The organism is Nocardioides alkalitolerans DSM 16699, from assembly GCF_000426525.1.
Lineage (GTDB): Bacteria > Actinomycetota > Actinomycetes > Propionibacteriales > Nocardioidaceae > Nocardioides > Nocardioides alkalitolerans.
Window position 1 is genome coordinate 34,611 of sequence record NZ_AUFN01000015.1, and the last position, 19,285, is coordinate 53,895.

The 19,285-nt window shown below is 73.6% G+C and carries 14 protein-coding genes; 5 read left to right on the plus strand and 9 right to left on the minus strand.

From position 1 onward, the window contains the following. Positions 1-93: 93 nt before the first annotated feature. The 3 genes from K329_RS0114685 to K329_RS29670 all read left to right on the plus strand — a co-directional run bounded on the left by K329_RS0114685 (position 94) and on the right by K329_RS29670 (position 5,274). Complete coding sequence (locus K329_RS0114685) at positions 94-429, plus strand: hypothetical protein (protein WP_028473642.1); 336 nt, start codon at positions 94-96, stop codon at positions 427-429. Between the two features lie 39 nt (positions 430-468). Then, positions 469-1,083 (plus strand): NAD(P)H-dependent oxidoreductase, encoded by a 615-nt coding sequence (locus tag K329_RS0114690; protein ID WP_028473643.1) that lies wholly within the window; start codon positions 469-471, stop codon positions 1,081-1,083. Between the two features lie 426 nt (positions 1,084-1,509). Then, on the plus strand, positions 1,510-5,274 hold the full coding sequence (locus K329_RS29670) for a family 78 glycoside hydrolase catalytic domain (protein WP_157571749.1): 3,765 nt from the start codon (positions 1,510-1,512) through the stop codon (positions 5,272-5,274). Between the two features lie 184 nt (positions 5,275-5,458). Here the strand turns inward: K329_RS29670 and K329_RS27030 are convergent, their stop codons facing one another. Further along, on the minus strand, positions 5,459-6,511 hold the full coding sequence (locus tag K329_RS27030; RefSeq protein WP_169721598.1) for a phosphatase PAP2 family protein: 1,053 nt from the start codon (positions 6,509-6,511) through the stop codon (positions 5,459-5,461). Between the two features lie 179 nt (positions 6,512-6,690). Between K329_RS27030 and K329_RS0114705 the strand changes: the two genes are divergently transcribed. Continuing rightward, on the plus strand, positions 6,691-8,421 hold the full coding sequence (locus K329_RS0114705; RefSeq protein WP_028473644.1) for a CocE/NonD family hydrolase: 1,731 nt from the start codon (positions 6,691-6,693) through the stop codon (positions 8,419-8,421). Positions 8,422-8,944: 523 nt separating this feature from the next. On the opposite strand, the gene K329_RS0114710 is transcribed toward K329_RS0114705, so the two are convergent. The 8 genes from K329_RS0114710 to K329_RS0114745 form a co-directional block, all read right to left on the minus strand. Beyond that, the gene (locus tag K329_RS0114710) at positions 8,945-9,799 is read right to left on the minus strand and encodes an ABC transporter ATP-binding protein (RefSeq protein WP_084541316.1); all 855 of its coding nucleotides are present in this window, start codon (positions 9,797-9,799) and stop codon (positions 8,945-8,947) included. A 1-nt stretch (position 9,800) separates the two neighbouring features. After that, complete coding sequence (locus K329_RS0114715) at positions 9,801-10,589, minus strand: ABC transporter permease (RefSeq protein WP_028473646.1); 789 nt, start codon at positions 10,587-10,589, stop codon at positions 9,801-9,803. Next, positions 10,586-11,443 (minus strand): ABC transporter permease, encoded by an 858-nt coding sequence (locus K329_RS0114720; RefSeq protein WP_084541317.1) that lies wholly within the window; start codon positions 11,441-11,443, stop codon positions 10,586-10,588. Before K329_RS0114720 ends, K329_RS0114715 begins: the two co-directional genes overlap by 4 nt. Then, entirely contained in the window at positions 11,443-12,393 is a 951-nt protein-coding gene (locus K329_RS0114725; protein ID WP_028473648.1) for an ABC transporter substrate-binding protein, read from the minus strand. Before K329_RS0114725 ends, K329_RS0114720 begins: the two co-directional genes overlap by 1 nt. Positions 12,394-12,441: 48 nt before the next feature. After that, positions 12,442-14,139, minus strand: coding sequence for a thiamine pyrophosphate-binding protein (locus K329_RS0114730; protein WP_052336933.1), 1,698 nt, complete (start codon positions 14,137-14,139; stop codon positions 12,442-12,444). Beyond that, positions 14,136-15,374: a cytochrome P450 gene (locus K329_RS0114735; RefSeq protein ID WP_084541318.1), complete on the minus strand. Its 1,239-nt coding sequence runs from the start codon at positions 15,372-15,374 to the stop codon at positions 14,136-14,138. The genes K329_RS0114730 and K329_RS0114735 overlap by 4 nt, the downstream gene beginning before the upstream one ends. A 16-nt stretch (positions 15,375-15,390) precedes the next feature. Then, a complete protein-coding gene (locus tag K329_RS0114740; RefSeq protein ID WP_084541319.1) occupies positions 15,391-16,380 on the minus strand; it encodes a PDR/VanB family oxidoreductase in 990 nt (329 codons plus the stop codon). A 103-nt stretch (positions 16,381-16,483) separates the two neighbouring features. Further along, on the minus strand, positions 16,484-17,248 hold the full coding sequence (locus tag K329_RS0114745) for an IclR family transcriptional regulator (RefSeq protein WP_028473652.1): 765 nt from the start codon (positions 17,246-17,248) through the stop codon (positions 16,484-16,486). 327 nt (positions 17,249-17,575) lie between these two features. Between K329_RS0114745 and kdpA the strand changes: the two genes are divergently transcribed. Then, positions 17,576-19,240, plus strand: a complete 1,665-nt coding sequence (gene kdpA / locus K329_RS0114755; RefSeq protein WP_028473653.1) for a potassium-transporting ATPase subunit KdpA — start codon at positions 17,576-17,578, stop codon at positions 19,238-19,240. Positions 19,241-19,285: the final 45 nt, after the last annotated feature.

Here is a 19,285-nt window from a genome sequence, read left to right on the forward strand (position 1 = left end):
GCGACATTGAACCCGTCGCCCGGCCCCGCCGTCCGCCGAACGGTGCGACCCGTGCCGTCAGGACGTGTCCCTCGGGGCCGCTAGGGTCCCGGCGTGCCGAGAACCCCGTCGTACGACGCCCGTCCCCGCCCCCGCCTCGGCCCCGTCGGCCGGGTGCTGGTCGTCGTGACTGGCCTCCTCCTGGCCGCCTTCAACGTCTACCTGGCCGCGGTCTGGTGGGAGTCCGACCTCGGGCCGGGCGGCACCACGGACCTGGGCTGGGGCGTCGGCCTCAGCGCCTGCCTCGTCGTCCTGCCGGCCGCGCTCGGCGTCACGACCCGGTGGCGGGGCGGCAGCTGGGCCTCGACGTACGCCGCGACCGTTCTCGGGCTGCTCGTCCTCTTCGTGTGGGTGAGCTACCTGTCGCTGTGGGCGCCGTACATCGGCTGACCCCGCGCTCGGTGGGGTGCCCTCGGTAGACATGGCCGCATGAGCACGCTGATCGTCACCGCGCACCCCGACCCGGACTCGCTCACCCACCAGGCGGCGCAGCGCCTGCAGGAGGCGCTCGGCGGCGCGGCCACCGTGGCCCACCTCGCCCAGGAGGGATTCGACCCGCGCTTCACCCCGGACGACCGCCGGACCTACCTCGGCCAGCAGCACCCCGACCCCGCCGTCGTCGCCGAGCAGGAACGCATCGACGCCCACACGGACCTCGTGCTCGTCTTCCCGGTCTACTGGTGGTCGGTGCCGGGCCTGCTCAAGGGCTGGATCGACCGGGTGTTCATCACCGGGTGGGCCTTCGACCTCGGCGACGACGACCGCATCGCGCCGCGGCTCGGGCACCTCACGGCCCACCTGCTGCCGATCAGCGGCACGTCACGCGCGTCCTTCGCCCGGCACGGCTACGCGCAGTCGTTCGACACCCAGATCGGGCACGGGATCCTCGACTACTGCGGCCTTCAGCGCGGGGCCACCGCGTTCCTCCATGACTCCGAGTCGACCGAGCCGGGCGTCGTCGCCCGTGAGCTGGAGACCGCCGTGACCGCGGTCGTGACTGCCGTCGGTACGGCGCCGACGAGGCCCGGCGAGCCGCCCGCCTGACCGCCCGTCGAGCCGCCCGCCGAGCCGCCAGCCGAGCCGCCAGCCGAGCCGCCCGTCGAGCCGCCCGTCGAGCCGCCCGCCTGAGTGTGGCGGACGCCCGCAGCTCGAGCCGGCCTCGGCCTGCATCCGTCCGCCACACACTCCGGGGCCTCACGGAGTGTGGCGGACGGACGCAGCCCGGCCCCGCTCTGCGGCGCATCCGTCCGCCACACTCCCCCGAGCCATCCACTCCGGCCGCCCCTCCACCGCCGCTCGAGCCGCCCCCCAACGGCCCGCCCGCGCCACCGCACCCCCTCGCCATGCGTAGCACTCCCCACTACTGACCAGTGCATGGACGGATTAAAACGTTTCATTGCCACCCGTTGAATCGTTTTATACGTTCCGCACGTGTCGCGGGTCACAGAAGCCCCGCTCGGGAGGAGAACGATGTCGACATCGAGAAGAGTCCAACGGGCGGGGGTCGCGGTCGCCTCCGCGTCGCTGCTCGCCACCGGATTGGTGGCCACGGCCGGCCCGGCCGCCACCGCGACCGCCACCGCCACCGCCACCGCCACCGCACCCATCACGAGCGCCCCCTCGCTCAGCGCCGCCGCCACTGGCACGACGGCCCCGACCGCGCCGGCCGCCCCCACCGTCAACGACGCCGCCCGTCCGCTCAACGTCGAGGGCGCGCCGCGCTTCGGCTGGCTGCCGCAGGACGCCGACGCCAACGAGGTCCAGACGGCCTACCAGCTGCAGGTCCGCGACGACGCCGGGGCGCTCGTGTGGGACAGCGGCACGCAGGCCTCGAGCGAGCAGAGCAACGTCGACTACGGCGGACCCGCGCTGGCGCCGGGCGCGTCGTACACCTGGCAGGTGCGCACCTGGGACCGCACCGACCGGGTCTCGCCCTGGTCGGAGCCCGCGACGTTCGACACCGGCATCGGCGACGCCGACTGGGACGGCGCGTCGTGGATCAAGCGCACGCCCGGTGCCGCCACCACCCACAGCGTCACGCCCGAGGAGCGGCTGCGGATCGCCGGCAACGGCGGCGCTGCGGCCAACGAGCTCACCCTCGCCCGCGAGGGCGCGGAGTGGACCGACTACGAGCTGTCGATGAAGGTGACCCCGGTCAGCCGCGGCGCCGGCATCGTGTTCCGCGCGCCCACCACCGCGAGCGGCTACATGTGGCAGCTCAGCCCCGACGGCCTCAAGACCCACCGTCGCACGGCGGGCGCCTACCCGCAGGACGCGCGCCGTACGGTCGCGATCACTCCCGCCATCGTGCTGGGCACGACGTACGACGTGCGCATCCGCGTCGAGGGCCAGCGGTTCCAGACCTTCCTCGACGGTGCCCTGGTCGACGACTGGACCGACCCGTCCGACACCGGCTCCACCGCCGGCACGGTCGGCTTCCGCCAGGTCTCCAGCTCGAGCGGCACCGACACGGCCGAGTTCGACGACGTGCGCGTCACCTCCCTCGACGGCGAGACCGAGCTGCTCGCCGACGACTTCTCCGACGGCCTCGGCCAGTGGGCCGTGCCCACCGGCAGCGTCCAGGAGCCCGACGACTGGACCCTGCTGCGCACCGACGTGCAGCTGGAGGACAAGGAGGTCGTGCGCGCCCGCAGCTACGTCGCGGGCAGCCACACCTACGAGCTACTCATCGACGGCGAGCGCGCCGACCGCGGCCAGTCCTTCTCCTACCCGGGCGAGGGCTACTACCAGGCCGCCGACGTCACCGAGCTCGTCCAGGGCCGCACCGAGATCGGTGTCGGCGCGATCCTGCACTGGTACGGCAGCGGCCAGGGCCGACCCGCCGGGGTCCCGGGCCTGCTCGCCCGCATCGTCGTCGAGTACGCCGACGGCACCGAGCAGGTCATCACCTCCGACGACTCCTGGAGCGCCCGCCGCGGGCCCTACCTCTCCGCCGGCAGCCGCAACGGCGAGGGCGACTTCGTCGAGCACTACGACGCGACCGCCGCGGCCGCGATCGGCGACTGGACCTCCTTCGGGTACGACGACAGCACCTGGGCCGTCGCGGAGGAGATCGGTGCCCACCCGGTCGCCCCGTTCACCTCCCTGACGGGTCAGGAGTCCCGGATCACCGAGACCGTCGTGCAGCCCGAGCGGATCCTCGTCGCCGACGACGGCACGGCCGTGGCCGACTTCGGCGTCGTGATCCCCGCCCGCCCGTCGGTCGAGTTCACCGACGGCGTGGCCGGCCGCGTCCTGCCCCTTCGCGCCAGCTACGGCCTCACGGAGGACGGGCGCGTCGCCACCAGTGGCGTCGGCGCCCAGGGCACGAACATGTCGTTCCCCTACACCCAGGTGGCGGGCGCGCAGACCTTCGACGCCTTCACCCACCTCGCGTTCCGCTACCTCGAGATCCCCGGCGCGGGCGAGGAGATCACGGTCGACGACGTGAGCGCGACGATCGTGCACACCGAGGTGCCCGAGGGCGGTCAGGCCGAGTTCACCAGCTCGGACGACACGCTCAACGAGGTCTGGGACCTCATGTCGCGCTCGGCGCTCTACTCCGTGCAGGAGCAGTTCGTCGACACCCCGACGCGCGAGAAGGGCCAGTTCCTCCACGACAGCGTCAACATCTCCGAGGCCACGATGCTCGGCTTCAACGAGCGGGTGCACAGCCGCCAGGCGATCCGGGAGTTCCTCGCCTCGCAGGAGCGCTACTGGACCACGGGCGACGACGCCGGCCGCTTCAACGCCGTCTACCCCAACGGCGACGGCAAGCGCGACATCCCCGACTTCAGCCTCACCATGGCGGGCTGGGTCTGGGACTACTACCAGCAGAGCGGCGACGAGGCGATGGTGGCCGAGGCGTACGACGCGCTGCGCGCCAACGCCGACTACGTGCTGCGCCACGTCGCCACCGAGGGTCCGACCGCCGGTCTGGTCACCCAGCTCAGCGGGGGCAGCGGCGCCTACCAGTACGGCATCGTCGACTGGCCCGAGCACGGCCGCTTCGGCTACGACATGACGGCGGCGGCCCGCACCACGGTCAACGCTCTCTCCGTCGACGTGCTCACCCGCGTCGCCGACATGGGCGAGCTGCTCGGCGAGCCCGCCGACGACGTCGCGGGCCTGCGCTCGGCCCGCGACGACCTCGCGGCCACGATGAACGCCGAGCTGCGCCGCGAGGACGGCCTGTACGTCGACGGCCTGCTCGCCGACGGCAGCCAGAGCCCGCACGCCGGCCAGCACTCCACGTCGTACGCGATCGCGTTCGACATCGCTCCCGAGGAGGACCGGCCGGAGCTGGCCGCCGCCGTCGGGTCGATGGGCATGCGCCAGGGCCCGATGACGGTGCACTGGCTCGCGGAGGCGCTCCGCGAGGGCGGCCAGGGCGACGCCCTCGTCGCGCTGCTGACGAACCCGGACGACTTCGGCTGGGCGCAGTCCCTGGAGCAGGGCCTGACGTTCACGCCCGAGTCGTGGGTGCAGAGCGGCTCGGCGAACAGCCAGTCGCACGGCTGGAGCGCCAACTCGATGACCGACGTGGTCGAGGAGATCGTCGGCGTCCGGATCGCCGAGGCCGGGGCCCGGTCGTTCGAGGTGGTCGTGCCCGAGCTCGAGCTCGAGTCCGCCGGCGGCACCACGCACACCCAGCGCGGCCCCGTCAGCGTGGAGTGGGACCGCAGCAGCGGCCTCACCGAGGCCACCGTCGCGGTGCCGGTCAACACCACGTCGACCGTGTCGGTGCCCGTCGCCGACGGCAACGTCGTGACGGGCCTCGACGGCAGCACCGAGGCCGAGCTGGTGGCCGTCGAGGACGGGCGCGCGCTGTTCGAGGTCGGGTCCGGCACGTGGACCTTCGCCGAGACCGTCGCCCCCGAGCCGGAGCCCGAGCCGCAGCCCGGCCAGTACGGCGTCGGCTCGCGCCTCACCCCGCAGGCCCCGTGGTCGTTCGGCCGGCTCGGCAGCGCCAAGCCGATCACCGTCTACTACGAGGGCGAGGACGGCAGCGCCGTCACCGGCACCGTCTACGTGACGATCCGTCGCGCGGGCACGGCCCAGCTGATCGCGACCGCCCACCGGTACGACGGGCGCCAGCGCCAGGTGGCGACCCCGGTCATCCCGGGTGTGAAGAGCAGCTACCAGGTCGGCGTCACGTTCGTCCCGGACGACGAGGTCTACCGGCCCACCCAGCGCCACTTCTGGATCTGGGCGACCCCGAGCGGGAGGCCGTGACGGCCCACGGCTGAACCACCTTCACGACAGCCCGGCGCCGGTCGGGGACCTCGGTCCCCGACCGGCGGCGGTCGTCGTACGTGCGTGGGGGTGTCAGCCGTGCTGGGGAGTGTGGCGGACGCACGCAAGTACGACCCAGCCACATCGGCATCGGTCCGCCACACTCGGCCCCGGGCGGCTCCGCTCAGCTCGCTCGGTCGGCTGCGACCTCGGCGGGTACGACGGCCGCCGCGTCCGCCGTACGCGCGGCGCGCCTGCGTTCCCACCACGTGAAGCCGACGTGCACGGCGACCGCGAGCACCCAACCGGCGACGAGGTCGATCACGTAGTGCTCGCCGTAGTAGACGAGCGCGAAGCCCATGGCCAGCGGGTAGACGGCGAGCAGCCAGCGCCAGGGCCGGTCGCTCAGCCGGCTGATGGCGTAGATGGTCACGAGCATCGCGATGCCCGCGTGCAGCGACGGCATGGCGGCCACCGGGTTGCCGACGCGGGCGAGGTCGCTGTGGAACCCGCCGAGGCCGATGTCGCGCCAGCCGCGGCCCGTGAGCCGCGCGATCTCCCCGAGGTAGCCCTCGTCGGACGCCAGCCACGGCGGCGCCATCGGGTAGAAGACGTAGATCACGAGACCGGCGAGGTTCATCGCGACGTAGCGGCCGAGCCAGCTGAACCACTCGAGGCGGTTCCGCAGGTAGAGCACCAGCGCCAGGCCGAGGCCGACGACGAAGTGGGTGTTGTAGACGGTCGTCAGGAGCAGGTCGTACCAGCGCGGCTCGCTGCTCACCAGGCACGGGTCGCCGCACAGCCAGGTCTGCAGGTACTCCGTGGGCAGCTCGTTGCCGCCCGTCATCCAGCGGTCGACGTCGATCGGCATCGTCCAGTGCACCGGCATGCCGATGAGCTCGTCGGAGAGTCCGCGGCTGTACATGTAGAGCACCAGCAGGGCGAACGCCGGCCACCAGTCGCGGAAGAAGTGGACGTGCTGGCGCCACGGGTAGCCCGCGTACCAGGCGAACGTGGCGAGCCAGAGCCACACGAAGACGCTGATCTGGTCCTTCGGCAGGCCGATGGTCACGATCCAGGTGGTGAGCGCGACGGCGTAGAGGGCCAACGCCGCCCAGCGCCACCACCGGGGGACGACGGGTCCGTCGTGCTCCCGCTCCGGCGACGCGTCGGCCCGGCCCTCGTCACGAGCGCGGCCCGCTCCGACCTGGCCGTGCTCCTCCCCCTGCAACACCACGAGACGCTCCTTCTGGGTGACCGGCCGGTGGACGCCTACCGACATCCCAGGACCACCCCCGTTCGGGCAATGATCGTCTCCCAGTCACCTCGTGTCTGCCCCGGGGCGCGCCGGAGGGGCACGCCGCCGTACGGCGGGGACGCCGCCGGGCGCCGCGGCGGGCGGGCACAATGCCGCTCGTGAACCACGTCTTCGAGCGCGACGTCCCGATGACCATGCGTGACGGGGTGACCCTGCGCGCGGACGTGTGGCGACCCGCCGAGGGCACGGCCCCCACGCTGCTGCTGCGCACGCCGTACGGCAAGCAGGCCACCCTGTTCGGCGGCGGCCCGAACAACCCCATCCCGTCGCTGCTGTCGTTCCTGCACGCGGGCTACGCCGTCGTCTTCCAGGACGTCCGTGGGGCCTTCGCGTCGGAGGGTGACTTCGTCCCCAAGCGCGACGACATCGACGACGGGCGGGACACGGCGGCCTGGATCCTCGAGCAGGAGTGGAGCGACGGCACCTTCGGCACGTACGGCGCGTCCTACACGGGGATGCCGCAGTGGGCGCTCGCCACGACCAGCACCCCGGGCCTCAAGGCCATCGCACCGAGCGTCGCCGCGGCCAACTGGCACTCCGGCCTCTGGTACTCCGAGGGCGGCGCGCTCAGCCTGAGCCTGCTCACCTCGTGGACCGCCACGATGTACGCCGTCGCGGAGCAGCGCGCCCTGGAGCGGGGCGAGACGTCCGACACCGCGGCCCTGCAACGCCTGGTCGCGGTGGCCGTCGCCCAGCGGGAGGCCAACGAGGCCACCCCCGTGGCCGACCTGGCGCTGCGCGGGCGGGGCCGCTGGGCCGACGACTGGCTGGCCCACCCCGACCTCGACGACTACTGGCGCGCCCAGGACTGGTCGCGCTCGATGTCGTCGGTCCTGGTGCCGGCGCTCTCCAGCACGGGTTGGTACGACGTCAAGGTGCACGCCCAGGTCGCCGACTTCGTCCGGCTCCGCACCCACGGTGGCTCCCCGGAGGCCCGGGAGCAGTCCCGCCTGGTCATCGGCCCGTGGGACCACGTCAACCTCACCGGCTCCTACCCCGACCGCTACTTCGGCCCGTTCCTCACCGCCGACCTCAGCGTGTCGCACGTCGAGTTCTTCGACCAGCACCTCCGGGGCAGGACGCCGCCGGCCCCGGCCCCGCGCGTGCGGATCTTCGTCATGGGCATCGACCAGTGGCGCGACGAGACCGACTGGCCCCTGCCCGACACCCGCTACACCGACTACCACCTCACCAGCGGCGGCGCGGCGAACACCCGCGACGGCGACGGCTCCCTCCAGCTCGACCCGCCGGCCACCGAGGGCAGCGACGGGTTCCGCTACGACCCCCGCGACCCCGTGCCCACCGCCGGCGGCTCGCTGCTCCCGGCCCTGCCCGGACTGGTCGGGCCGGTGGACCAGAAGGTGGTCGACGGCCGGGACGACGTCCTCTGCTTCACGGGCCCGGTGCTGACCGAGCCGGTGGAGGTGACGGGCTTCGTCGAGCTGAAGGTCTTCGTCTCGGCGTCCACCGTCGACACCGACCTCACCGCCAAGCTCGTCGACGTCTTCCCCGACGGCCGCGCCATCAACCTCTGCGATGGCGTCCTGCGCCTGCGCTACCGCAACAGCCTCGCCGAGCCAGAGCTGATGACCCCCGGCGAGGTCTACGAGGTCACCGTGAAGATGTCGGTCACCTCCAACGTGTTCCTCCCCGGGCACCGCATCCGCCTCGACGTCTCCGGCAGCAACTTCCCCCGCTACGACCGCAACTCCAACACCGGCGGCGTCATCTCGTCGGAGGCCCTCGACGACATGGTCGCGGTCGACACGACGGTCCACCACGGTGGCGCTCGCCCCAGCCGGCTCGTGCTGCCGGTGGTCGAGCGCTGATCGGCCCCCCGCTCCGGCTCCGCTCGGGCACCGCACCCGGAGGCCGACCCGGGCGCGAACGTCATACGAACCGAGCCCCCTGGGCCACCATCCGGATGACGTCCTGCTCGGTCCTCCCGCACCACCGACGGGCGCGGACTGTGGCCCGCACCTTCCGACGGCGCCAGTCCGCACCCGCCGCCCCGGCCGGCCCGACCCGGCCCGACCCGGCCCACGCGAAGGCGCGGACGTCATACGAACCGAGCCCCCTGGGCCACCATCCGGATGACGTCCCGCTCGGTCCTCCCGCACCACCGACGGGTGCGGACTGTGGCCCGCGCCTTCCGACGGCACCAGTCCGCACCCGCCGCCCCGGCCGGCCCGCCCCGGCCCACGCGAAGGCGCGAACGTCATACGAACCGAGCCCCCTGGGCCACCATCCGGATGACGTCCTGCTGGGTCATCCCGCACCACCGAAGGCGCGGACTGTGGCCCGCACCTTCTGCTGGCGCCAGTCCGCACCCGCCGACCCGACCCGCCTCCGTCAGCCGGCCGCGGCCGGGCGGTGCCCGCGCTTCGCCTCCTGGATCCGCTCGTAGACGTGGGTCCGCAGCTCGGCGAACCGCGCCTCCGACCGGGTGGTGAGCTGGTCGCGGTCGTCGGGCAGGTCGATGACGACGTCCTCCAGCACGACGGTCGGCGAGCTGGAGAGGATGATGACGCGCTCCCCCAGGTAGACCGACTCGTCGATGTCGTGGGTGACGAACAGGACGGTGACGCCGAGCCGGTGCCACAGCGAGCGCACGAGGTCCTCGAGGTCGGCGCGGGTCTGGGCGTCGACCGCGGCGAACGGCTCGTCCATCAGCAGCACCTTCGGCTCGTAGGCCACCGCCCGGGCGATCGCCACCCGCTGCTGCATGCCGCCGGAGAGCTGCCAGGGGTACTGCTCGCCCGCGTGGGCCAGCCCGACCGCCTCGAGCGCCTCGGCGACGAGCTCGCGCCGCCGGGCCTTGCCGATCCCCTTCTTGTCCTTCAGGGGCAGCTCGACGTTCTGGCTGACCGTGAGCCACGGGAAGAGGCTGCGCCCGTACTCCTGGAACACCACGGCCATGCCCTCGGGCGGGCCGTCGACCCGGCGTCCCTCCAGCACGACCTCGCCGACGGTCGGGCTCATCAGGCCGGCGATGCACCGCAGGAGGGTGGTCTTGCCGCACCCGGACGGTCCGACGATGCAGACGAGCTCCCCGGGGCGTACGGCGAACGTGAGGTCGCGGACCGCCTCGACGGCCGCGCCGCTGCCGGCGTACGTCTTGCCCATGCCGACGACGTCGAGGGCGACGGGGCCCGGGCCGCCGGACGCCCCGGCGGCGGACTTCTCGATGGTGCTGTGCACGGTCATGTCATGCCTTCCGCTGGGCCGCGCGCAGGCCGTGGTACCAGCCCAGGACGCGACGTTCGACGAGCTTGAAGAGGAGGGAGAGCGCGACGCCGATGAGCCCGAGCAGGATGACCCCGCTCCACATCTGGGGGATCGCGAAGCTGCGCTGGAACTGGACGATCGTGAAGCCCAGCCCGTTGGTCGCGGCGAACATCTCGCTGATCACCATGAGGATCACGCCAATCGCGAGGGCCTGCCGGGCGCCCGCCATGATCTGCGGGCTGGCGGCCCGGAGCAGCAGGACCCGCACGCGGCGGGCGCCGCCGAGCCGGTAGCTGCGGGCGGTCTCGCGCAGCACGGGGTCGACCCCGCGCACGCCCTCGACCGTGTTGAGCAGCACCGGCCACACGCAGCCGGACGCGATGACGGCCACCTTCATGCCGTCGCCGATGCCGGCGAACAGCATGATGACCGGCACCAGCACCGGCGGCGGGATCGCCCGGAGCAGCTCCATCGGCGGCTCGAGCACCGCCCGCAGCACCCGCGACGACCCGATGAGCAGGCCGCCGGCGACGCCGAGGACGATCGCGATCGCCAGGCCCGTCGTGAGGCGCACCAAGCTCGGCAGCACGTCGGCGGCGATGCGCTCCCCCGTCCAGGTCTCGGTGAACGCCGTCGCGATGTCCGCCAGCGGCGGCCAGTAGAAGCTGGTCGAGCCCGCGGTGGCGAACCACCAGGTCGCGACGAGCACGACCGGCAGCGTCAGAGCGAGCAGCGCACGCCGTACGACGTCGGTCGCCGCCCCGGTCACGACGCCGCTCCCCGGATCGAGGGGTGCCAGTGCAGCGCCCGTCGCTCGACGGCCCGGGCCAGCAGGTTGACCGCCACGCCGATGAGGCCGGTGACGAGCACCAGGGCGTACATGTTCTCCACCGCGCCGGCGGACTGTGCCAGCGCGATGATCCGGCCGAGGCCGGGCGAGCCGATGATCAGCTCGCCCGTGATCTCGAGGATGAGTGCGACGGCGGCGGCCAGGCGGAACCCGGTCATCGCGTACGGCATCACCGTCGGCCACACGACCGTCCGGATCCGGCGCCACGTGCTCAGCCGGTAGGACCGGGCGGTCTCGTGGGCGACGGGGTCGATGTCCTGCACGCCGTACACGACCTGCACCAGCACCTGCCAGAAGCTCGCGTACACCACGAGCAGCAGGGTCGAGGTCATGCTGCTGCCGAAGAGCAGCACCACGACGGGGATGAGGGCGACCGACGGGATCGGGCGCAGGAACTCGACCGTCGTCGCGGTGGCCTCCCGGAGGAACGTGGAGCTGCCGAGCACCACGCCGACGACAACGCCCGCGGCGAGGGCGATCGCGAGCCCGAGGGCCCATCCCCGCAGGGTGGCGGAGAGCGCCTCCCAGAACACGGCGTCCCCGGCCTGCGTCACGAGCGCGCGCACCATCTCGCTGAACGGCGGCAGGTAGGCGGGGTTCACGATGCCCAGCCGCGGCACCAGCTCGAGCAGCAGCAGGAAGCCGAGGAGCCCCGCGGTGCCGAGCACCGCGTTCGGCACGGGGCGCCGGGTCCGCCGCACCGGCGGCGCGGGCGGGCTCGACGACCGGGGCGGCGCCGTGGCCGCCTCGAGGGTGGGGGTGGACGCGGACATCACGGCATCATCGACGCGACGTCGAAGGAGTCGTCGATGATGCCGTACTCGAGCATCAGGTCGGCGGTGCGCTGCAGCGCCTCCTCGTCGAGCTCGGCGTCCCAGCTGGGCAGCTCGACCTGCTCGACCACCTCGGCCGGCACCTGCGTGTAGGTGGGCACGAGCTCGACGAGGCGCTCGCGGTCGCCGTCGAGCTGCTCGGCGGAGTCGGCCAGCGCCGTCCGGATGTCGTCGATCGCGTCGGCGTTCTCCTGGGCGAACTGCTTCGTGGTGATCCAGCCCGCGACGGGCATGCCCTCGACGGGGCCGGAGAAGAGGTCGTCGACCTTGCGCAGCCCGGCGGCGGTGGCGCTGGCCTGGAAGGGCTCGACCTGCCAGATCGCGTCGACGTCGCCGCGGTCGAGGGCGGCCTGCATGTCGGGGTAGGGCATCTCCACCAGCGAGACCGCGTCGGCGTCGAGGCCGGCGTCCTCGAGCTGGGCCTTGATGGCGACGGTGCCGATGTTCTGGAGGTTGTTCACCGCGAAGGTGGCCCCGTCGAGGTCGGCGACCTCCTGGATCGGCGAGTCCGCCGCGACGAAGATGCCGTGGTCGGAGGCGCCGACGTCGTTGCCCGCCACGAAGACGATCGGGAGTCCCTGCTGGGCGGCCAGGATGGCGGACGTGTAGTTGGCGTAGGTGACGTCGTAGTCACCGGCCATCAGCCCGGGGATCGCCTGGGCGCCGCCCGCGGTGGCGACGAGCTCGACGTCGAGCCCGGCGTCCTCGAACAGTCCCGCCTCGTCGGCCTCGACGGCGGTGGCGGTGTGGACGAGCGGGAAGTAGCCGATCTGGACCGTCTCGGCGGCGGCGTCACCGTCGCCGTCACCCCCGCCGCAGGCGGAGAGGAGGAGGGTGAGCGCGATCGTCGCTGCGGCGGCGGTGCCGGTACGGCGGGGGCGGAGCGTCATGCGAGGTTCCTTTCTGCGACCGGCGGCTGCCGGTCGGGGTGGGATGCATCAGTCCTGGCCGGCCTCGCCCGCGAAGGCGTGGGCGAGCATCCAGGACGGAGTGGGCGTGATGAGGGCATGGACGACGAGGGGGCCGGCGGCCTCCCCGGCGAGCCGGTCGGCGACCTCGGCGAGGTCGTCGACGTGGCGCACCGTCCGTGCTGCGGCGCCCATCCCCCGAGCGATGGCCGCGATGTCGGCCGGCGGGAAGGTGACGGCGCCCAGGTCGACGCCGCCCTCCCCGGTGACGTGGTCGTCCGCGAAGTGGTGCACCTCCGCGCCGTACGCGTGGTCGTCGTAGACCACGACGACGATCCGCAGACCGAGGCGCACGGCGGTCTCGAGCTCGGCGAGGCCCATGTGGAACCCGCCGTCGCCGACGCCGCAGACGACCGTGCGGTCCGGCTGCGCGACGGCGAGGCCGACGGCCGCGGCGAGCCCGAGGCCGACGCACTGGAAAGCGAGCGGCAGGCAGTAGCCGGCCGGGTCGGGCACCGTGAGGAACATGGCGGGCCAGCCCGAGAAGTTGCCGACGTCGGTGACCACGGCGCGCTCGACCGGCAGCAGGTCGTCGAGGGCGAAGGTGAGGGTGCGCGGGTCCACCGTCGTGGCGGTGCCGTTGTCGTCGTACCCCACGTCGCGCCAGCGACCCTCGACCTTGAGGCGCCGGGCCACCTCCTCGGTGCGGTAGCCCTGACGCTCGACGCCGGCGAGCTCGCGCAGGAGCGCGGTGGCGACCTCGGCGACGTCGGCGACCACGCCCACGTCGACCGCGCGGTGCAGGCCCACGGCCGCGGCGTCGTCGTCCACGTGCACCACCGTGGAGGCGTGGGCGAGCAGGTCGCCGTCCAGCGTCGTCCAGCGGTTGAGGCTCGCGCCCCAGGCCACCACGAGGTCGGCGTCCCGCAGGAGCTGCTGGCTCAGCGGGGTGCCGAACCCGCCCATGACCCCGGCGTGCCACGCCTCGTCCTCGAGCAGCCCACGGGCCACGGCGCTGGTGACGAGCAGGGCGCCCGTACGGCGGGCGAGCTCGCGCAGCTCGGGGCCGGCGTGGCGCGCACCGCGTCCGCAGACGAAGACCGGACGCTCGGCCACCAGCAGCAACGACCGCAGGTCGTCGACCGCCGCGACCGACGGGCCGGGGCGGCGCAGCACGGTCGCCCGGGCGGGCCGGTCGTCGTCGTGCGCCGGGGCCGCCTGCACGTCGAGCGGCATGCTCAGCACCACGGTGCGCCGCTCGTCGCGCGCCCGCCGGTAGGCCGCGACCGCGTCGGCGGCCGCCGTGCGCGACGACGAGAGCCGCACGAAGTCGGCCCCGACCGCGCGGGCCAGCGCCTCCTGGTCGACGGCGAAGTTCGCGAGGGGCTGGCTCGCGGGGGTCTCGGCGGTGAGCACGAGGAGCGGCGTGTGGCTCTTCGCGGCCTCGGCGATGCCCGTGACCGCGTTGCTGTAGCCGCACCCCTGGTGCAGGGAGACGGCGGCGACCTCGCCCGTGGTGCGGGCGTGCACGTCGGCCATCACCGTGGCGCCGGTCTCGTGGCGGGCGGCGACGTACGACGCCCCGTGGGCGCGCAGGGCGTTCGTGACCGCGAAGTTGCCGCTCCCGACGACGCCGAAGACCTGGCTCAGCCCCTCCTGCGCCAGCGCCCGTCCGACGCGCTCGGCGACGGTCTCGGTCCGGCTCCCGGCCGCGACCGACGCGCTCACGCGGCCACCAGCCGGACGGGCATGGAGGCCCAGGCCCGCATGGTGTTGTTGAGGTGGCGGCGCGGCTCTCCGGCCGGCTCGATGCGCTCCACCCGGCGGGCGAGCGCGTGCAGCAGGCTCTCCGCCTCGAGGCGGGCGACGTGCTGGCCGACGCACTGGTGGATGCCCATGCCGAACCCGACGTGGCCCGAGGGGTCGCGGTCGAGGTCGAACCGGTCGGGGTCGTGCCAGCGGCGGGGGTCGTGGTTGGCGGAGCCGAGGAACATCAGGATCTTCTCGCCCTCGGGCACGACGCCGCCCGCGACCGCGATGTCGCGCGTGGCCGTGCGGAAGAACGTCTGCACGGGCGACTCCCAGCGGATGGCCTCGTCGAACGCGACCCGGGCCCGGGAGGGCTGCGCGCGCAGGACCTGCCACTGGTCGGGGAAGCGGAGGAAGCCCTGGAGCACGCCGCCGAGCGCGTGCACCGTGGTGTCGACGCCCGCCGAGAGCAGCGACCGCACGATCGTGGGTGCCTGCGCGTGGGTGATGTCGCCGCGGTCGGCGGCGGCCCAGATCTGGGCGCCGAACCCGTCCGGGGAGAGCACGTCGCGCCGGCACTGGGCGTCGACCGACGCGGCGATCGCGCCGATGCGGGCCTTGCCCTTCTCGACCAGGTGGTTGTCGGGCCCGAAGGCGTTGAAGAGGTGGTCGCCGTAGGGCAGCAGGTGCTGGCGGCCCTCCTGCGGCAGGCCCACGGCGTCGGGGAACACCCGCAGCGGGAAGGTCTCGGCGATGTCGCGCACGGCGTCGACCTCCTCGCGCTCCAGCAGCTCGTCGACGAACGTCTCGGCGGCCGCCGCCCACCGCTCGCGCAGGCGGCGCAGCGAGCGGGGCGCCAGGATCGGCTCGAGCACGTGGCGGGGGGCGTCGTGGTGCGGCGGGTCGGTCTCGAGCAGCAGGCTCGGCGGACGCCACGGCGTCTCGCGGCGGAAGTTGCTGAGCCCGACGCCGGCCGCCGACTGGAAGCCCTGCCAGTCGACGAGCGCGGCGTGCACCTCCTCGTAGCGGCCCATGCCGTAGATGCCGTAGCGCTCGAGCAGCACGAGCGGCCCGGTCTCGCGCAGCGCCTCGTGGAACGGCAGGGGGTCGACGAGGACCTCGTCGGAGAAGGGGTCGACGTCCATCGTGGGGACGTCGGACGTCGTCGGTGCGGTCGCCGCGAGGGGCGGGACCGGCGGTGCGTGCATGCTCATGGGGGGCTCCTGGTGGTCAGAGGTCGAGGACGAGGCGGTCGGAGGCCGACCGGGAGACGCAGGGGTAGAAGCAGTCGCCCCGGCGACGCTCGTCGTCGTCGAGCAGGGAGTCGCGGTGGTCCGGCACGCCGGCGAGCACGGTGGTCTCGCAGGTGCCGCAGACGCCCTGGCGGCACGAGGCGAGCACCGGCACCCCGGCCTCGCTGAGCGCGTCGAGCACGCTGGTGCCGGGCGCCACGTCGAGCACCCGGCCGCTGGTGGCCAGCTCGATCTCGTACGGCGTGGTGCGCGCCGGCGGGCCCTGCTCCCGGGCGGTGAACCGCTCGAGCCGCAGGTGCCCCGCGGGCAGGTCGACGCAGGCCGCCTCGACGGCGGCGAGCAGCGGCGCCGGGCCGCAGCAGTAGACCTTGGTGCCGGCGGGCTGGGCGGCGACGGCGCCGGCGACGTCGAGCAGGCCGTGGGTCTCCTGCGGGCGTACGACGACGTGGTCGCCCCAGCGGGCCAGCCGGTCGAGGAAGGCCATCGAGGCGGAGGTGCGCCCGCCGTACAGGAGCGTCCACGGGGTGCCGAGCATCGCGGCCTGCTCCAGCATCGGCAGCAGGGGCGTGATGCCGATGCCGCCGGCGACGAAGAGGTAGCGGTCGGCGGGCACGAGGGCGAAGTTGTTGCGTGGGCCGCCCACCTCGACGGCGTCGCCCTCGGCGAGCACGTCGTGCACGTACGCCGAGCCGCCCCGCCCGTCGGGCTCGCGGAGCACCGCGACCTCGTAGGCGTAGGGGTCCCAGCGGTCGCCGCACAGCGAGTACTGGCGGGTCGTGCCGTCGGCGAGACCGAGGTCGATGTGGGCGCCCGGGGCCCAGTCGGGCACCCGTCGTCCGGCCGGGTCGGCGAGGCGGAGGCGGCACACGCCGTCGGCCTCGACGGTCTTCGCGACGACGGCGAGGGTGACCTGGCCGGACGGCGTGGCCGGGAGGGTGGCGCTCGGGGAGATCGTGCTGCTGGACATGCCGGGAGGATGCAGAACGAGTGACCCCGGTCACGACCGCAATCCCGTTCAATGGGCCGACGGCGGTGATCGGGGTCACCTCGTCGGCTCCCCGCCCGGGCGCCTACTCCCCCAGCACCGGTCCCCGCAGCGCCCGTTCGAGCCCGCGCCCGGCGGCCCGGAGCGCCCCGAGGTTGGCGGTGACGTGGTCGCCCTCGCTCGGCACGACGATGGCCAGCCCGGCGATCACCCGCCCCCGCGGATCGCGGACGGGCACGGCCACCCCGGTGGCGGCCGGGTCGATGAACCCCGGGCACACGGCGTACCCCACGCGCCGTACCTCGGCCAGCATGCGCCGCAGCTCGACGGGGTCGCGCACGGTGCGGTCGGTGTAGGTGCGCAGGGGCGCCCGCAGCACCTCCTCCTGCAGGGCCCGCGAGGCGTGGGCCAGCAGCACGACCCCGCTCGAGGAGGCGTGCAGCGGCAGGCGCCCGGCGATCTTGGTGATGTTGATGACCGCGTTGCGGGCCGAGAGCCGCTCGAGGAACAGCACCTCGCGCTGGTCGAGCACGCCGAGCTGGGTGTGGTGGCCGACGATCGCGAGCAGGTCCTCCATGAACGGCATCGCCACCTGGCGGAGCGCGAGCGTGGGCGACGCGCGGGACGCCAGCTCCCACATCCGGATGCCGACCCGCACCCGGCGCTGGTCGTCGCGGCGCAGCAGCCCGTGCGAGACCATCTGGTCGACCAGCCGCGACGTCGTCGAGGTCGTCAGGTCGGCGCGCTCGGCGAGGGCGCCGATGGTGAGCGCCGGCATCTCGGGGTCGAACGCCTCCAGGATCCGCACGACCCGCTCGACCACCGACTCACCCGAGTCGGACCTCGCCACGAGCACCTCCCTGGCACCGGGCCGGCCCCGTGGTCGGGCCGGCGTGGCCGCCAGGCTAGGTGGGCGCGCCCGGCGGCGGGAAGCGGGTGGGCGTACGACGCCCGCGCCGGCCCCGACAGTCGCCCGTAAGGATTGCGTCAAGACCGCGCCGGGCGCCGTACGGAGAGCGTCAAGGACGCGCGAGGCCCCCGCCGCGCGGGTCTAGGAATCTCTTGTGACCGACCTTCTCTACCTGCTCCTGACGCTGGGCGTGTTCGCCGCCCTGGCCGTCCTCACCGGGCTCGTCGCCCGCCGTACCGACGACGAGCGGCCCGCCGGAGGTGAGCGGTGAGCGAGCTCCTCCCCGCCCTCGGGCAGGTCGCCGTCCTCGTCCTGCTCCTGGCGCTGACCGTCCCCCTGCTGGGGCGCCACCTCGCACGCACCTACACCTCCGAGTCGCACACGCGGCTCGAGCGCGGCGCCTACCGCGCCCTGCGCCTCGACCCGGACGCCGACCAGCACTGGCGCACCTACGCCCTCTCGGTCCTGGGCTTCTCGCTCGTCGGCCTCCTCGTGCTCTACGCCCTCGGCCGGCTGCAGCACCTGCTCCCGCTCTCCCTCGGCTTCGACGGGCTGCCGGCCGACGGCGCCTGGAACACCGCGGTCAGCTTCGTCACCAACACGAACTGGCAGTGGTACTCCGGTGAGGCCGCCCTCGGCCACCTCGTGCAGATGACCGGCCTGACCGTGCAGAACTTCGTCTCCGCCGCCGTCGGCATGGCCGTCGCGGCCGCCTTCGCGCGCGGTCTCGCCCGCACCCACGGCGCGGGCCGGGTCGGCAACTTCTGGGTCGACGTCGTCCGCGGCGTCCTGCGCGTCCTGCTGCCCATCGCGGTGGTCGGCGCCGTGGTCCTGGTGCTGCTCGGCGTCGTCCAGAACCTCGCCGCCCCCCGGCTGCTCGAGACGCTCAGCGGCGGCTCCCAGTCGCTCACCGGCGGACCCGTCGCGAGCCAGGAGGTGATCAAGCAGCTCGGCACCAACGGCGGCGGCTTCTACAACGCCAACTCCGCCCACCCGTTCGAGAACCCCACGCCGCTCACCAACATCCTCGCGATCTTCCTCATGCTGCTGGTCCCGTTCGCGATGGCCTGGGCGTTCGGCCACATCGTGAAGGACCGCCGCCAGGGCGTCGCCGTCCTGAGCGTCATGGCGATCCTGCTGGTCGTCAGCGTCACGCTCCTGACCTGGGCCGAGATGGCCGGGCCGGGCTCGGCCCCCGCCCTGGCGGGCGGCGCGCTGGAGGGCAAGGAGACCCGGTTCGGCACGGCGGGCTCGGCGCTGTTCGGCGCGGCGACCACCGGCACCTCGACGGGCGCCGTGAACTCCACGCACGACTCGTTCACCGCCCCCGGCGGGGGCGTGGCCCTGTTCAACATGATGCTCGGCGAGATCGCACCGGGCGGGGTCGGCTCCGGCCTCTACGGGATGCTGATGCTCGCCGTCCTCACCGTGTTCCTCTCCGGCCTCATGGTGGGGCGCACGCCCGAGTACCTCGGCAAGAAGATCGGCCAGCGCGAGATCGTGCTCGTCGCGGCGTACGTGCTCGCGACGCCCGTCGTCCTGCTCACCGCGCTCGCCGTGGCCGTCACCGCGCCGGCCGGCGTGGCCGGCCTCCAGGAGTCGGGACCCCACGGGTTCTCCGAGGCGCTCTACGCCGTCACCTCGGCGTCGAACAACAACGGCTCCGCCTTCGGCGGCCTCACCTCGGGCACCCCGTTCTGGAACACCCTGCTCGGGCTCTGCATGCTGCTCGGCCGGTTCGTCCCGATCATCGCGGTGCTGGCCCTCGCCGGCCGCTTCTCGAGCCAGCGCCCGCTGCCCCCCGGCCCCGGGACGCTCTCGACCCACCGTCCGCTGTTCGTCGTCCTCCTCACGGGTGTCGCGCTGGTCGTCGTCGGACTGACCTACGTCCCCGTCCTCACCCTCGGCCCGATCGTGGAGTCCCTCTCGTGAACCAGACCGTCGAACCGCCCGCCACCGCACGCGACGCCGCCCCCG

What these genes read in the sequence shown, in the direction of transcription:
- K329_RS0114720 (WP_084541317.1), bottom strand. Translation starts at nt 11,443, where the DNA reads ATGTCCGCGTCCACCCCCACCCTCGAGGCGGCCACGGCGCCGCCCCGG.
- K329_RS0114725 (WP_028473648.1), bottom strand. Translation starts at nt 12,393, where the DNA reads ATGACGCTCCGCCCCCGCCGTACCGGCACCGCCGCCGCAGCGACGATC.
- K329_RS0114740 (WP_084541319.1), bottom strand. Translation starts at nt 16,380, where the DNA reads ATGTCCAGCAGCACGATCTCCCCGAGCGCCACCCTCCCGGCCACGCCG.
- K329_RS0114735 (WP_084541318.1), bottom strand. Translation starts at nt 15,374, where the DNA reads ATGAGCATGCACGCACCGCCGGTCCCGCCCCTCGCGGCGACCGCACCG.
- K329_RS0114710 (WP_084541316.1), bottom strand. Translation starts at nt 9,799, where the DNA reads ATGACCGTGCACAGCACCATCGAGAAGTCCGCCGCCGGGGCGTCCGGC.
- K329_RS29670 (WP_157571749.1), top strand. Translation starts at nt 1,510, where the DNA reads ATGTCGACATCGAGAAGAGTCCAACGGGCGGGGGTCGCGGTCGCCTCC.
- K329_RS0114690 (WP_028473643.1), top strand. Translation starts at nt 469, where the DNA reads ATGAGCACGCTGATCGTCACCGCGCACCCCGACCCGGACTCGCTCACC.